Below are 14,933 nucleotides of genomic sequence, written 5' to 3'. Positions count from 1 at the left end.
TCCTACAGTAGGGGGTTATCGCAACCAGTTGGTGCGTGCCAGTTCGATAACCTCATCGCCACGCCCGCTCATCACCGCCTTGAGCATGTACAGGCTGAACCCCTTGGCCTGTTCCAGCTTGATGCTCGGCGGCATCACCAGTTCCTGAGTCGCGGTCACCACATCCACCAACACCGGGCCATCGTGGGCCAGGGCTCGGCGCAGTGCCGGTTCCAGGTCTTCGGATTGCTCCACACGTATGCCCAAAATGCCCATGGCATTGGACATGGCCGCGAAGTCCGGGTTTTTCAGCTCGGTGCCGGTGTCAAGGTAACCCGCAGCCTTCATCTCCATGGCGACAAAGCCCAGGGACGAATTGTTGAACACCACGAGTTTGACCGGCAATTGCAGCTGCGCCAGGGAAATGAAATCCCCCATCAACATGGTGAAACCACCGTCCCCGGACATCGAGATCACCTGCCGTCCAGGGAACGCCGCCTGGGCGCCGATAGCCTGAGGCATGGCGTTGGCCATCGAGCCATGGTTGAACGAGCCGATCAGCCGGCGCTTGCCGTTCATCTTCAGATAACGCGCCGCCCACACGGTGGGCGAGCCGACATCGGCGGTAAAGATCGCATCATCATCGGCCAGTTCGCTGAGCAAGCGCGCCACATACTGGGGATGGATTGGCCGGCCGGCCTTGGACGGTTGCGCCAGGTCATCCAGGCCTTGGCGGGCTTTTTCGTAGTGCTTGAGGGAGGTATCGAGGAAGCTGCGATCGGTCTTGCGGGTCAGGCGCGGCAACAGCGCGTCGATGGTTTCACTGACGTCGGCGGCGATGCCCAGGTCCAAGGTCGCACGACGCCCCAGGGCTTGGGGGTTGCGGTCCACCTGGATGATTCTGGCGTCGGTCGGGTAGAACTGGCGATAAGGGAAGTCGGTGCCGAGCATGACCAAGGTGTCGCAATCGAGCATGGCGTGGTAGCCGGAGCTGAAACCGATCAGGCCGGTCATGCCGACGTCGAACGGGTTATCCCACTCCACATGCTCCTTGCCCCGCAGTGCGTGCACCACCGGCGCGCCGAGGGCGTCGGCCAGCGCCACCACTTGATCGTGGGCACCGGCACAGCCGCTGCCACACAGCAGGGTGACTTTCTCGCTGCTCTGGAGCATGTCGGTGAGGCGCTGCAAGTCCTGCTCAACCGGCAGGGTGCGCGGTGCGTGCAAGGCCGGCCAAGGCTTGAGCTTATCTTCCACCTCCAGCAGCGAAACATCTCCCGGAATCACCACCACCGCCACGCCTCGGTTGAGGATCGCCGAACGCATGGCACGGTGCAGCACCTGAGGCATCTGCTCGGGGTTGCTCACCAGCTCGATAAAGTGGCTGCATTCCTTGAACAGCTCCTGGGGATGGGTTTCCTGAAAGTAATTCAGGCCAACCTCCGAGGACGGAATTTGCGCGGCAATCGCCAGCACCGGCACATGGTTGCGATGGCAATCGAACAAACCATTGATCAAATGCAGGTTACCCGGCCCGCAACTGCCGGCGCACACCGTCAACTCGCCGGTGGCCGCCGCTTCGGCACCGGCAGCGAAGGCGGCGACCTCCTCGTGGCGCACATGCATCCACTCGATGCTGTCCATGCTGCGCAGGGCGTCGGTCAGGCCATTGAGGCTGTCGCCGGTGAGCCCCCAGATACGCTTGATACCCGCTTGTTCCAGGGTGGTCGCCAACTGCTGGGCCAGGTTGATTTTCGCCATGAGGAACTCCAATCGTCAGTGAGGTTGAAAAACTGCTGATCAGTAGGGGACAGTTCAATCACGGCGAATGCTCCGCCATTAATGTGAAGATTGCGTCATGCTCGCGCGATACTGCCGCGTACGCCGCGCGATAAACCACTGGTCACAGGCCAATGCCAGCCAGGGCGCAACGTTGGGGTTGGGCAGACGGCCGCGGCTCAGGCGACGCATCTGGTCGCGCACCACGGCGAGGGTGGCGAGGGCGGCCAGCGGTTTGCGCTTCCATTCCATGGGCCGCAGTTGTGGGTTGAGGTCGCGACCTTCACGCCACTGTTTGATCAGTTGCGGCTCCAGGGTCAGGGCGGTGGCGATGCCGGCCATGGCGATGCCGCTGTCCAATACTTGCTGGACCACCGGCAAGCGGCGAATACCTCCGGTCACCATCAGTGGCATGGTGGCGATGCTCGCCATTTGCGTGGCGAAATCCAAAAAGTAGGCTTCACGGGCCAAGGTGCGGCCGTCCCGCGCTTCACCTTGCATGGCCGGCGCTTCATAGCTGCCGCCGGACAACTCAAGCAAATCGATCGGCAGTGTATTGAGCATTTCCACTACAGCGCGTGCATCGGTCTCATCGAAGCCGCCGCGCTGGAAGTCTGCGGAATTGAGCTTTACCGACACACAAAATGAAGGGCTGACATTGGCCCGCACGGCACGGATGACTTCTAGCAGCAGGCGTGCCCGGTTTTCCAGGGAGCCGCCCCAACGGTCGGTGCGATGGTTGCTCAAGGGCGAGAGGAACTGACTCAACAAATAGCCATGGGCGCCGTGGATCTGCACCCCGGTGAACCCGGCTTGCTCGGCCAGGCGGGCGCTGGTGGCGAAGCGCTTGATGACGTCCTGGATGTCGTCTTCGGTCATGGCCTTGGGTTTGGCGAACATCTTGGAAAAACTGCCCACATCCAGCGCAATAGCCGAGGGTGCCAACGCTTGTTGACCGAGGTTGGCCATGGTCTGGCGGCCCGGATGGCTGAGCTGTACCCAGAAGTGCACACCTTTGGCCCGGGCTACGTCGGCCCATTCACGAAAACTGGCCAGGTGTTGCTCGTTTTCCAGCGCGACACCGCCAGGGCCGGTCATGGCGCGGCGGTCGATCATCACGTTACCGGTCAACAGTAAGCCGGGCTCGCCGTCGGCCCAGGTCTTGTATAGCTGCTTCAATGCTTTGGACGGTGCCTGATGCAGGTCCGCCATATTCTCTTCCATCGCGGCCTTGGCGATGCGGTTGGCGATGACTTGGCCGTTGGGCAGTTGCAGCGATTCGAACGGTGACATGGGTTAACTCCTGAGCAGGGGAGGTCTCAGGCTAAGCTTAAAGTTAACTTTAATGTCAAGCGGCAGTCGATCACACAGGATTGACGGGCGATGGAACTGTAGGAGCGAGCTTGCTCGCGAAGAACGCGAGGGCGCCACTACAGCCAGGCGACCTGCGTTATCGTTCAGGTTTTTCGCGAGCAAGCTCGCTCCTACAGGGACAAGGTGTCAGCGGCGGCGGAACAGTGGCAGGGGTTCATCGGTGGCCGCTTGATAGGTCACCGAGAAATCCTTGAGACTTTCCAGCGCTTCGTACGGGTCTTTGTCCGCGCGCAAGGCGAAGGCATCGAACCCGCAGCGGTGCAGGTAGAACAACTGGTCACGCAGCACGTCGCCAATGGCCCGCAGTTCACCCTTGTAGCCATAACGGTCACGCAGCAGGCGGGCGTTGGAGTAGTTGCGCCCGTCGGTGAAGGCCGGGAAGTTCAGGGCGATGACCTGAAAATGCTGCACGTCATCACCGATTTCTTCGGCTTCCTCATCGGCGTCCAGCCACACGCCCAGGCCGCCATCGCGGGCCTTGAGGGCATGGCCGTGCTCACGCCACAGGGCCAGCGGCACGATCAGGTCGTCGCAGTTGGAGATGCCGTCGAAGCTCGCGTCCTTGGGCAGCAGGTGCCAGGTTTCGTCGACGACTGCGTTGTTCTTAATGATTCGCTGCATAGACACGCTCCTTGAACAGGTCGATGCCGATGCGCTGGTAGGTGTCGATGAAGCGCTCATCTTCGGTACGCTGTTCGATATACACGTCGATCAGCTTGCCGATCACCTCTGGCATGGCTTCCTGGGCGAAGGATGGGCCGAGGATCTTGCCCAGGCTCGCATCGCGGCTGGCGCTGCCACCCAGGGACACTTGGTAGAATTCTTCGCCTTTCTTGTCCACGCCCAGGATGCCGATGTGGCCGACGTGGTGGTGACCACAAGCGTTCATGCAACCGGAGATGTTCAGGTCCAGCTCGCCGATATCGAACAGGTAATCCAGGTCGTCGAAACGGCGTTGGATCGACTCGGCAATCGGGATCGACTTGGCGTTGGCCAGGGAGCAGAAGTCGCCGCCCGGGCAGCAGATGATATCGGTCAGCAGGCCTATGTTCGGCGTAGCAAAGCCGCCTTCGCGCAGTTCGCCCCACAGGGTGAACAGTTGGCTCTGTTCAACGTCCGCGAGAATGATGTTCTGCTCGTGGGAGGTGCGCAGTTGGCCAAAGCTGTAGCGCTCGGCCAGGTCGGCGACCGCGTCCAGTTGCTTGTCGGTGATATCGCCAGGTGCAACGCCGGTGGGCTTGAGCGACAGGGTCACTGCCACGTAGCCCGGCTTCTTGTGCGCCAGCGTATTGCGCGTGCGCCAGCGGGCGAAGCCTGGGTGTTGCTGGTCGAGTGCGGCCAACTCGGCGTCCTGATTGCTCAGGGCCTTGTACTCAGGGTCGACGAAGTGCTTGGCGACGCGGTGCACTTCGGCTTCGGTCAGGGTGGTCTGGCCGCCGCGCAGATGTTCCATTTCGGCATCGACTTTCTGGGCAAACACCTCAGGGGTCAGCGCCTTGACCAGGATCTTGATCCGGGCCTTGTACTTGTTGTCGCGACGGCCATAGCGGTTGTAGACCCGCAGGATGGCGTCGAGGTAGCTCAACAGGTCCTGCCATGGCAGGAACTCGTTGATGAACGCACCGACCACCGGCGTACGACCAAGGCCGCCACCCACCAGCACACGGAAGCCCAGCTCGCCTGCAGCGTTGTACACCGGCTCCAGGCCGATATCGTGGACTTCGATGGCGGCGCGGTCCGAGGTCGAGCCATTGATGGCGATCTTGAACTTGCGTGGCAGGTAGGCGAACTCAGGGTGGAAGGTAGTCCACTGGCGCACGATTTCGCACCACGGCCGTGGGTCGATCAACTCGTCGGCAGCGACGCCGGCAAATTGGTCGGTGGTCACGTTGCGCAGGCAGTTACCGCTGGTCTGAATGGCGTGCATCTGCACGGTAGCCAGTTCAGCCAGGATATCCGGCACATCTTCCAGGGCCGGCCAGTTGAACTGCACGTTCTGGCGGGTGCTGATATGGGCATAGCCTTTGTCGAAGTCGCGGGCGATCTTGGCCATCATTCGCGTCTGGCGCGACGTCAGTTGGCCATAGGGCACGGCCACCCTCAGCATCGGCGCAAAGCGCTGAACGTAAAGGCCATTTTGCAGGCGCAGAGGGCGGAACTCTTCTTCGCTCAGTTCACCTGCTAAGTAGCGTCGGGTCTGATCACGGAACTGCTTGACGCGGTCCTCGATGATGCGCTGATCGTATTCGTCGTATACGTACATATAGGTCCTGTTCTCGGCAAATCTGCGCGCACGGCCGCGCACTCCCAACGGAGCCGGCGCACGATACCAGTTTGCGTATATGCGCAAAAGTGATGTTTGGGTATATGCACATAACCAAACTGACTAATGAGAACAGTTATCGCGATACCCACATTTGTCATGGGGGCAAGACTGGTCTTTACTGTGGACGAGTCTTAGTGCAGTCACCTATAAAACCGACAAGAGGCGATGCGATGAGTAATTCCACCAAAGCCCGTAAACCTGACAGTACCGTTGATGCCTGGGCCATTTTGTTTCTGATTATTCTCGTGGTCGGCACCGCTGTATTTTGGGTCAGCCACCAGTAATAAAACCGTTGATTGAGCAGCGATTGGTTGTCGAGTAGCCAAGATGATGGCGGTCGATATTCAAGGTTTATCTGAGCGCCTGCATTTGTCAGCGCCGCCAGCGCCGGTGGATTCCGTGCGCTGGCGGTCGTTGGCAAACCGGCGTCCTGTTTATGCGTTCAGTCTGCATCGGCGGCGTTAAACACCGGCCAGGTACAGCACCAGCTTGACGATGCCAAACAGCGTCAACGCAAACACCACCGTGAACGCAACGCCCAGGATCACAAAGTGGCTGGGTTTGCCATGGGTGAAATCGCGGGCGCGATTCTTGCCGCTTTGCACACCGAACGCGGCGGCCGTCACGCTGTGCAGCATCTGCCGGAAGGTCGGTGGTTTGTCATCGATTGGATCGTCCATAAACCCCTCGTCAACAAGGTTCTCATGCAGAGTATAGACAGTCTGTCGAGGCTCATTTGGAAGCCAGTACCTCCAACCCCAGGAATAGCCGCTGATCAAGCGGTGGCTTGATCTCGGCTTTCTCCAGGTTGACCACGGCGCGGTTGTCGGCACGCGCCTGTTCAATCAGTTCCCGGCGCGTATATCGCTGTTCACTCGGGGTTTTAAGGTGACCGAAATCAGGTTGGGAGGGCGCTTGATCGACGGCCGAATAATGAAAATGCGCGTACCACAAAACATTGTCCTTTCCCTTTATACCCGCCCTGATTTTGCTTTTATCGCGTACTGCATACTCGGTGAGAAAGTCACCGGCCTTCAACGGCACGCGGCTCTTCACCAGGTTGATATCGACAAAACCGTGTTTCCACAAGTAATCGACGTGGGAGGCTTTGGGGCGTTGCAACTTGTACCCTTCGCTGCAACGCTCACGTGCCTGTTGCGTTGCCTCGGCCGCCAGGCTGCGGTACTGATCGATCAACGTGCGAGCGCCGGGATCGTTGGCGTGATCGCGCTGGAGTTCTTCGGCAAGGGTTGTGAACTTCGCTGCGTGCTGGGTCAGTATCACATCCCACTCAAGGGGATCGAGGCTTTCCAGTCGGCCCGGGTCGCGTAACTTTCGTTGTTGGAAGGCGATGCTGCTGTCAATGCCGGTGCGCTCGTCCCTGACGGTTTGCGCCTGTGCTTCTATGGTCTTCAGCGAACGCTTGATTGCCGTCGGCGCGGGCGCTGAGGGCCCGACCTCTTCAACCACGTTCCATACACCTTCGCCGGGGTGTTCAAGGTAGGTGGCGAGGGTTTTTCCGGTGAGCGGGTCCTTGATATCGACGAAGTTACCCGGTGTGTCGCGCTGGGTAGGGCGCACTTCACCCACCAGGGTCCTGCGGTCACGGGTCTTGATCACTCTTCGGTTCGGTGCTTTCTGCCGTGTGATGCGCTCGGGCGTTGGCAGTGGCGCGAAGCCTTCTTCCACCAGAATCAAATTGGCCAACTGCGCCTCAAGGCTGGTGCGGGCATAAGCCAGATAGTCCAGAAACGGTTGGCGATGCTCCTCGCGAATGAAGCCGGAATTCATTTCAGCCAGCGACGTGACAGCGTTTTCCAATTGCTCATATCGCTCCAGAACGTCCTTGAGGACGTCTATCTGCTCTCGGGCCGAATAGCCGGTAGTGGTGAGCATTTCCGTATGCGCCATCAAGCTGGTTGCGGTTCTCTTGTCGGTCAGCTCGCGTACGAATGGAAATTCCGTTGGGTTGCGCGAGTCATTCATGCGATTGAACACCAAGTCCATGAACACCAGCAGGGCGTGCTGTTTGATCGCGACCGAGCGGATGTTTTGATCAGAGGGCTTGCCTTGCAAGAGTATCTGGCGCAGGGCCGGGTCTGCCTCTTTGAGTAACGTCTCGATCTTTTCAGCGGGCTCGACCATTTCCGTAAGCGCGGCAAGCTGGCGTTTTTTGGTGATGATGTAGTCGTCGTAGGCGCCGCTGATGTTTTGCGGCAGCTCCCGTGATGCGCGGGCGCTGAGTTCAGCGTCGGTTTCGCCACGATCGGTTTCCAGGGCGTCTGCCATTTTTTGCGACACCGATTCGTAGATGCCTGCCCAGAAGTCAAAATTGCTTTTGCTTGCCCTGTTTCGCTCCCTTACATAAGTGGGGTCAGTCCTGTCGACAGCCATCAGTTCGCTGGTCTTGGCTTCGACTTTTTTCATCAGCGTCATTACCTCGCGGCCGTACTGCTGGAAGTTATCGAGGGCGATATTCCACTGCGTCCTGGCTTGGGCCGCCGCGACGCGCCGTTTCTCATGACGGATAAGAACTTCTGCGTGCAACTTCGGTATGTTCGCGGAACTGGCCAGCAATAACCAATCCTTGCGCAGGCTTTTGCTTTGTTCAACAAGTTGGGCACGGGCTGCGTTCAGAGTGCTTTGTAGCGAAAGCGAAGTGGGTATCAGCGAGAATATTTCGGCATTCAGTGCTTGCAATTCGGCCTTTAATACACCCAGTTTTTCGGCACGTTCCTTCTGCCATTTACTCAAGCGTTCCCGGGGCATTCCGCCCTCCAGCCTGGCGTGAGTGTCCAGGCGCCAGTGCCCCTGGTGGTCGCTTATCAGCTTGAAACCGGGGTGTTGCGGATATTGCGGGTGTACCAGATAGACCTCGTTGAATCCCGGCACCACATTGACCTGGAACAGCAACCCGCCGAGGCTGGCGTGCCAGGTGCCATTTATGCGGTAAAGGCCTTTGAGCGGGCCGCTGCCTTGCGCAGTCGGCAAGGGTTCAGGCCATGGCACATTAATGTCCAGCATCGCCCTCAGTCGTTCGCTTGCGTGTGGGCTTGCCAGCGAGCGAATGAAGTCCAGGGCGGTGTGGCCTGATGCCGGGGGTTCTCCCGGCAATGACACTGCGCCAGAACGTATCACTGGCGCATCCTGTGGTGGCAGCAGGCCTGGTGCACGGCGCCAGGTTTCAAGGCGCAACGCGCTGTCGGTTGCACTCGGTGGCGACAACGGTTTGGCAGAAGGCGATGCGCCATGCAGCAACACCATCGCAGTATTGAGCAGCAGATCAATCAGCGCCAACTCGCGGGTGGTGGGATCGTTGCTGTCCAGGCCCGCCAAGTCCTGCTCCAGGCTGGCAACCAGCACCAGGAACCAGCCGGCCAACATGGCTGGGCCCTGTACCAAGGGCAGCAGCAGTGTATTGAACAACAGCCAGGCACCCTCCATCACAATGGCCCATCGGCTTTCGGTGTTGGAGATCGACTCGCGGTCCGCCAGGTCGACCAGTGCCCGTGCGGTGCTGCCAAACAGATGGTTGGGCAGTTGGCCGTTGAGCTGGGACTGGAGCCATTCACCGGCGCCGTCATCGACGGCCAGGGTCGCGGGCGCTGGTTTCTCGGGTCGGTTGAACTCGTCGCCGGGCAAGAAACGGATGATGTGCGGCTCTTTGATGCCGCCGTGTGCATAGATGGGGCGCGCCTTGTCCGATAGCCAGGTCAGCACGCTGTCCTGCAACGCACCCGGTTCGGCGATGGCCTCCAGCAGCGCCTGGCGCGTGGGGTATTCGTTGAGGGACTCGGCGTACAGCGGTCGGTACAGCAAGTGTGGGCCGACCTGGGAGTCGCGAGGCTCAATGATAAACATATTATTCACTTCGTCCGGCGTGGCCCCGGCTTTACGGCACAACGCCAGGGGGCGCAGGACGATTTCCTGATCGTTGACGAGTCTGAGCGAAGGCGTTTCTCCCATGAGCGCCTTGACATACTGATAACCCGTCACGGTCATGCCATGCTGCTGGCGGACCTTGAATTCCAGCGCCTGCATCGGCAGATGAGCCTTCAGTTCGCGAGTAAACAGCAACTCGCGGCGACGCGCCTCGACGGTATCGGACAGCAGCAGATCTTTGAGGGCATTAGGGTAGGTGGTGCCGATATCGACGCGCTGGATCAGGCCGTTGCTGCCCATCAGATAGTCTTCATTCAACCAGCCAGGCAGTGGCGTGGCTGTTGTGGAAGACAGCTTCAACGTACCTTTGGGCTTGCCGGCCAGATTCTTCAGGGCCAGCTCCGTCAGCGACATGCGCACGTGCTCGATGATTCCCGCGCCGCCCGGATAACCTGCCGCTACGGCAAAGTCCAACAGCACCGCATCAGGGTCGAAATCGCCGTGATCGGCTTGCATCTGCTTGCGCAATGCGCTGCGGCTGAATGTGTGGATGTTTTCAATACCCTCGTTGAACGATCGCCCCTGGTTTTTTTGCAGAACATGCGCCATATCCTGCAAGTGGCGGTGATAGGCGAAACGATCCGCGGGCTCGGCTTGCTTGAGCCATTGCGGCAGTTGCTGGCTCACAGTGCCAAGGCGCTCGGTGTCGGGCAACTTGATGTCGGTAAAATACCTGGCCGGGTTGGTGATCATGTCCAGGCGTTGATCGAGTTCTTTTTCGTCTTGCCCCTGGAACGATAGGGCTGCCAGGTCTTCGAGTTGTTGGTTGAGGATCAGCCCGGCCTGTTGTTCAAACACGTTGGCGGCAGTTTCGTTGCGTTGCCAAGTGAGGCTGTCGAACTGAAACTCGCGTTGCATCCTGCTCCCCCAGGCCTGGCTGAACGCCTCCAGGGAATCAAACGCCTGGATTGCGCCGGCTACGCTGTAGAGCAACACCTGTTTATCGCGTACCAATAACAGGTCCGGGGTCAATACCCGCACCGTCTTGCCGAGGCGGGTGAGGGTGCTCTCGATGAAATATACATAGGTGGCGGGTGAGGAACGGGGCAGGCGCTCACGTTGCGCTGGCCAGGCGGCGACTACCGCCAGCATATCGCGCTGCACGTCGCTCAGCGGTGACTGGCTGGCCGCAGTGGCAATCATCTGACCATTGAGAAACTCTGCAAGCCACTGCCAGCGGCTGTTGCCATGATTGTCGACCTGGCTCCAGTAGTCGGCCAGATCGTGTTGCATGTACAAGTAAAGGGACGCGGGAAATTCGTCAAGAATCTGGGCGACCACCTGCATGTCGAGCGGCTGGCCATCCCCGGTCTTGAGCGCGGCGGGGGGCTGTGTCGTGAGGAAGTACGGACGCTCGCGTACGGCGCGCAGGTCAAGTAACTGTGGGTTCAGTACATGGGCGACAGCCACCTCCATGAGTGCGGGGTAGGTGTATTCGCCATTGGGCTGAGGGCTGGCCAGTTTGACCGCAAGCCAGTCGAGGTCCAGCGACGGGTAGTGCTCCAGCATCCGGCTGCGCAATGCCTTGAAGACGACGGAATACAGCGCCGGCCGCGTAGCGAAGCGCTCATGCACTGCCTGGGCGGGCAGTTGGCGAAAGGCTGAGTTTGACGAGGGAGTATTGGGTTCGGTCATGATGACATGCGTTTCCTGTATAAAACCGGTTGTGCTGAGCTGCCGGTTCAGCGGACCGAGAATCGGTCCGACACAGGAAATCGCATTGAGTCATCGTAGGTGCGGTAAACGGTTACCGCAGCCACTAGCAGCGTTACCTCAGTTGTCGTAGCCCAGATTCGGCGCCAGCCAACGCTCCGTCACGCTCAGGTCCTGGCCTTTGCGTGCCGTGTAGCTGGTGACCTGATCCTTGTCGACCTTGCCCACGGCGAAGTACTGCGCCTGTGGGTGGGCAAAATACCAGCCGCTGACCGCTGCCGCCGGGAACATTGCGTAGTGCTCGGTGAGGAACACGCCGCTGCGACCAGCGTGCATTTCGCGGGCTTGGGGGTCGAGCAGTTGGAACAGCTGGGCTTTTTCGGTGTGATCCGGGCACGCCGGGTAGCCGGGGGCAGGGCGGATGCCGCTGTATTGCTCCTTGATCAGCGCCTCGTTGTCCAGTTGCTCGTCCTTGGCGTAGCCCCAGTGTTCTTTACGCACTTGCTGGTGCAGCCATTCGGCGCAGGCTTCGGCCAGGCGGTCGGCGAGGGCCTTGACCATGATCGAGTTGTAGTCATCGCCCGCGTCCTGGTAAGCCTTGGCCACTTCCTCGGCACCGATGCCGGCGGTGGTGATGAACCCACCGATGTAATCGGTCACGCCGCTGTCCTTGGGGGCGACGAAGTCGGCGAGGGAGAAGTTCGGTTTGCCGTCGGTCTTGATGATCTGCTGGCGCAGGTGGTGCAGCCTGGCAATAGGCTGGCCGTCGTCGCCGTAGACTTCCAGGTCGTCATCCTGCACTTGGTTGGTCGGCCAGAAACCGAACACCGCACGGGCGCTGATGAGTTTCTCGTCGATCAACTTCTTGAGCATTTCCCGGGCATCGGCATACAGCGCGGTAGCCGCTTCACCTACCACCTCATCGGTGAGGATGCGCGGGAACTTGCCGGCCAGGTCCCAGGAGATGAAGAACGGCGTCCAGTCGATGTACTCGGCCAGGACGTTGAGGTCGATATTGTCCAGTACCCTGGCGCCGGTAAAGGTTGGCACCACCGGGGTGTAGCTGCTCCAGTCGAACTGCGGCTTCTTGGCGATTGCCGCCGGGTAGCTCAGGCGCTCGGTGCGCGCACTGCGGTTGGAGGTGCGCTCACGTACGTCGATGTATTCCAGGCGGGTCTTCTCGACGAAACCGGCCTTCAATTCCTTGGACAGCAACTGGGTGGCCACGCCCACGGCGCGGGAGGCGTCGGTGACGTAGATCACCGCGTCGTTGCTGTACTTGGGCTCGATCTTCACCGCCGTATGTGCCTTGGAGGTGGTGGCGCCACCGATCATCAGCGGCAGGTGGAAATCCTGGCGCTGCATCTCGCGGGCCACATGCACCATTTCATCCAGGGACGGCGTGATCAGGCCGGACAGGCCAATGATGTCGCATTTCTGCTCCTTGGCCACCTGCAGGATCTTCTCCGCCGGCACCATCACGCCCAGGTCGACAATGTCATAGCCGTTGCAACCCAGCACCACGCCGACAATGTTCTTGCCGATGTCATGCACGTCGCCCTTGACCGTGGCCATCAGGATCTTGCCCTTGGCTTCGGGTTTGTCGCCTTTTTCCAGCTCGATGAACGGAATCAAGTGCGCCACCGCCTGCTTCATCACCCGGGCGGATTTCACTACCTGGGGCAGGAACATCTTGCCGGCGCCAAACAGGTCGCCAACGATGTTCATGCCCGACATCAACGGGCCTTCGATCACTTCGATCGGGCGTGCGAACGACAGGCGCGACTCTTCGGTGTCTTCGACGATGTGCGTGGTGATGCCCTTGACCAGCGCATGTTCCAGGCGCTTGTTGACCTCCCAGCCGCGCCATTCCTCGGTCTCGGCTTCTTTGACGCTGCCGTCGCCCTTGTACTTGTCGGCAATCGCCAGCAGGGCGTCGGTGCCCTCGGGTGTGCGGTTGAGTACTACGTCTTCGACGGCGTCACGCAGCTCGGCGGGGATCTGGTCGTAGATCTCCAACTGGCCGGCGTTGACGATACCCATGGTCAGGCCCGCACGGATCGCATGCAGCAGGAACACCGAGTGGATCGCTTCGCGCACCGGGTTGTTGCCGCGGAACGAGAACGACACGTTGGACACGCCACCGGAGGTCAGCGCATACGGCAGTTCGTCGCGGATATAGGCACAGGCGTTGATGAAGTCGACGGCGTAGTTGTTGTGTTCTTCGATGCCGGTGGCGACCGCGAAGATGTTCGGGTCGAAGATGATGTCTTCCGGCGGGAAGCCCACTTCATTGACCAGGATGTCGTAGGAGCGCTTGCAGATTTCTTTTTTGCGCGCTTCGGTGTCGGCCTGGCCGGCTTCGTCGAACGCCATCACCACCACTGCCGCGCCGTAGCGCTTGCACAGCTTGGCGTGGTGAATGAACTGCTCTACGCCTTCCTTCATGCTGATGGAGTTGACGATCCCCTTGCCCTGGATGCACTTGAGGCCCGCTTCGATCACTTCCCACTTGGAGGAGTCGATCATGATCGGTACGCGGGAGATGTCCGGCTCGCCGGCGATCAGATTGAGGAAGGTCACCATGGCCTTCTTCGAATCCAACATGCCTTCGTCCATGTTGATGTCGATCACCTGGGCGCCGGCTTCCACCTGCTGCAGGGCGACTTCCAGGGCTTCGGTGTAGTTGTCTTCGCGGATCAGGCGGGCGAACTTGGCCGAGCCGGTGATGTTGGTACGTTCGCCGACGTTGACGAACAACGAACTGCGGTCGATGGTGAACGGCTCCAGGCCCGACAGGCGGCAGGCCTTGGGAATGTCCGGGATCGGGCGCGGCGCGTAACCGGCCACGGCCTTGGCGATGGCTTCGATATGCCCCGGCGTGGTGCCGCAGCAACCGCCGACGATGTTCAGGAAGCCGCTTTGGGCGAATTCTTCGATGACCTTGGCGGTTTCTGACGGCAGTTCGTCGTACTCGCCGAATTCGTTGGGCAGACCGGCGTTGGGGTGCGCCGAAACGTGGGTGTTGGCCTTGTTCGACAACTCTTCCAGGTAGGGGCGCAGCTCGCTGGCCCCCAGGGCACAGTTCAAACCGACCGAGATCGGCTTGGCGTGCGCCACGGAGTTCCAGAACGCTTCGGTGGTCTGGCCCGACAGGGTACGGCCGGACGCGTCGGTGATGGTGCCGGAGATCATGATCGGCAGTTCCACGCCCAGTTCCTCGAACACCCCTTGCACGGCGAAAATCGCGGCCTTGGCGTTAAGGGTGTCGAAGATGGTTTCGATCAGGATCAGGTCGGCGCCGCCTTCGATCAGGCCCTTGGTGGCTTCGGTGTAGTTTTCCACCAGCTCATCGAAGGTCACGTTGCGGTAGCCGGGGTTGTTCACGTCCGGCGACAGCGAGCAGGTACGGCTGGTCGGGCCCAGTACACCGGCGACAAAACGCGGCTTGGCCGGGTTCTCGTGGGTTTTGGCGTCGGCCACCTTGCGCGCCAGGCGTGCGCCTTCCACGTTCAGTTCATAGGCCAGTTCTTCCATGCCGTAGTCGGCCATGGAGATACGCGTGGCGTTGAAGGTGTTGGTTTCAAGAATGTCGGCGCCGGCGTCCAGGTAGGCTTTTTCAATGCCGCCGATCACGTCCGGGCGGGTCAGCACCAGCAGGTCGTTGTTGCCCTTGACGTCGCTTGGCCAATCGGCGAAGCGTTTGCCACGGTAGTCCTGCTCCTCGAGCTTATAGCTCTGGATCATCGTGCCCATGCCACCGTCCAGGATCAGGATACGTTCCTTGAGGGCTTGGTGAAGGGCTTGCAGGCGAGCGCTACGATCGGGCATGGGACTACTCTGGTCAGGCATTACGGAGGGCGTGAATCATAGCAAACCT

General features: G+C 60.2%; 8 protein-coding genes. All 8 read right to left on the bottom strand.

The features are described from left to right. Positions 1–15: 15 nt before the first annotated feature. The 8 genes from poxB to metH all read right to left on the bottom strand — a co-directional run bounded on the left by poxB (position 16) and on the right by metH (position 14,884). On the bottom strand, positions 16–1,740 hold the full coding sequence (gene poxB / locus ACP7CZ_RS00235; RefSeq protein WP_122301057.1) for a ubiquinone-dependent pyruvate dehydrogenase: 1,725 nt from the start codon (positions 1,738–1,740) through the stop codon (positions 16–18). Between the two features lie 78 nt (positions 1,741–1,818). Next, a complete protein-coding gene (locus ACP7CZ_RS00230; protein WP_034126069.1) occupies positions 1,819–3,051 on the bottom strand; it encodes an NADH:flavin oxidoreductase/NADH oxidase family protein in 1,233 nt (410 codons plus the stop codon). 207 nt (positions 3,052–3,258) lie between these two features. Further along, positions 3,259–3,753, bottom strand: a complete 495-nt coding sequence (locus ACP7CZ_RS00225; RefSeq protein ID WP_003190711.1) for a DUF934 domain-containing protein — start codon at positions 3,751–3,753, stop codon at positions 3,259–3,261. Continuing rightward, entirely contained in the window at positions 3,737–5,395 is a 1,659-nt protein-coding gene (locus ACP7CZ_RS00220; protein ID WP_003190712.1) for a nitrite/sulfite reductase, read from the bottom strand. Before ACP7CZ_RS00220 ends, ACP7CZ_RS00225 begins: the two co-directional genes overlap by 17 nt. Positions 5,396–5,573: 178 nt before the next feature. Next, a complete protein-coding gene (locus ACP7CZ_RS00215; protein WP_162557049.1) occupies positions 5,574–5,879 on the bottom strand; it encodes a hypothetical protein in 306 nt (101 codons plus the stop codon). Between the two features lie 40 nt (positions 5,880–5,919). After that, positions 5,920–6,138: a DUF2970 domain-containing protein gene (locus tag ACP7CZ_RS00210; RefSeq protein WP_034126066.1), complete on the bottom strand. Its 219-nt coding sequence runs from the start codon at positions 6,136–6,138 to the stop codon at positions 5,920–5,922. A gap of 52 nt (positions 6,139–6,190) precedes the next feature. Beyond that, positions 6,191–11,035: a dermonecrotic toxin domain-containing protein gene (locus ACP7CZ_RS00205; protein ID WP_294164545.1), complete on the bottom strand. Its 4,845-nt coding sequence runs from the start codon at positions 11,033–11,035 to the stop codon at positions 6,191–6,193. A 138-nt stretch (positions 11,036–11,173) separates the two neighbouring features. Continuing rightward, the gene (gene metH, locus ACP7CZ_RS00200; protein WP_054897509.1) at positions 11,174–14,884 is read right to left on the bottom strand and encodes a methionine synthase; all 3,711 of its coding nucleotides are present in this window, start codon (positions 14,882–14,884) and stop codon (positions 11,174–11,176) included. Positions 14,885–14,933: the final 49 nt, after the last annotated feature.

The sequence above is a fragment of the Pseudomonas sp. DWP2-2 genome (assembly GCF_049897065.1).
In the GTDB taxonomy this organism is placed as follows: Bacteria; Pseudomonadota; Gammaproteobacteria; order Pseudomonadales; family Pseudomonadaceae; genus Aquipseudomonas; species Aquipseudomonas paracarnis.
Note: the sequence above shows the minus strand (reverse complement) of the source record. Positions and strands in the feature narration are given on the sequence as shown.

Coding starts and splice junctions, on each gene's coding strand:
- poxB (WP_122301057.1), bottom strand. CDS start 1,740: ATGGCGAAAATCAACCTGGCCCAGCAGTTGGCGACCACCCTGGAACAA.
- ACP7CZ_RS00230 (WP_034126069.1), bottom strand. CDS start 3,051: ATGTCACCGTTCGAATCGCTGCAACTGCCCAACGGCCAAGTCATCGCC.
- ACP7CZ_RS00225 (WP_003190711.1), bottom strand. CDS start 3,753: ATGCAGCGAATCATTAAGAACAACGCAGTCGTCGACGAAACCTGGCAC.
- ACP7CZ_RS00220 (WP_003190712.1), bottom strand. CDS start 5,395: ATGTACGTATACGACGAATACGATCAGCGCATCATCGAGGACCGCGTC.
- ACP7CZ_RS00210 (WP_034126066.1), bottom strand. CDS start 6,138: ATGGACGATCCAATCGATGACAAACCACCGACCTTCCGGCAGATGCTG.
- ACP7CZ_RS00205 (WP_294164545.1), bottom strand. CDS start 11,035: ATGACCGAACCCAATACTCCCTCGTCAAACTCAGCCTTTCGCCAACTG.
- metH (WP_054897509.1), bottom strand. CDS start 14,884: ATGCCCGATCGTAGCGCTCGCCTGCAAGCCCTTCACCAAGCCCTCAAG.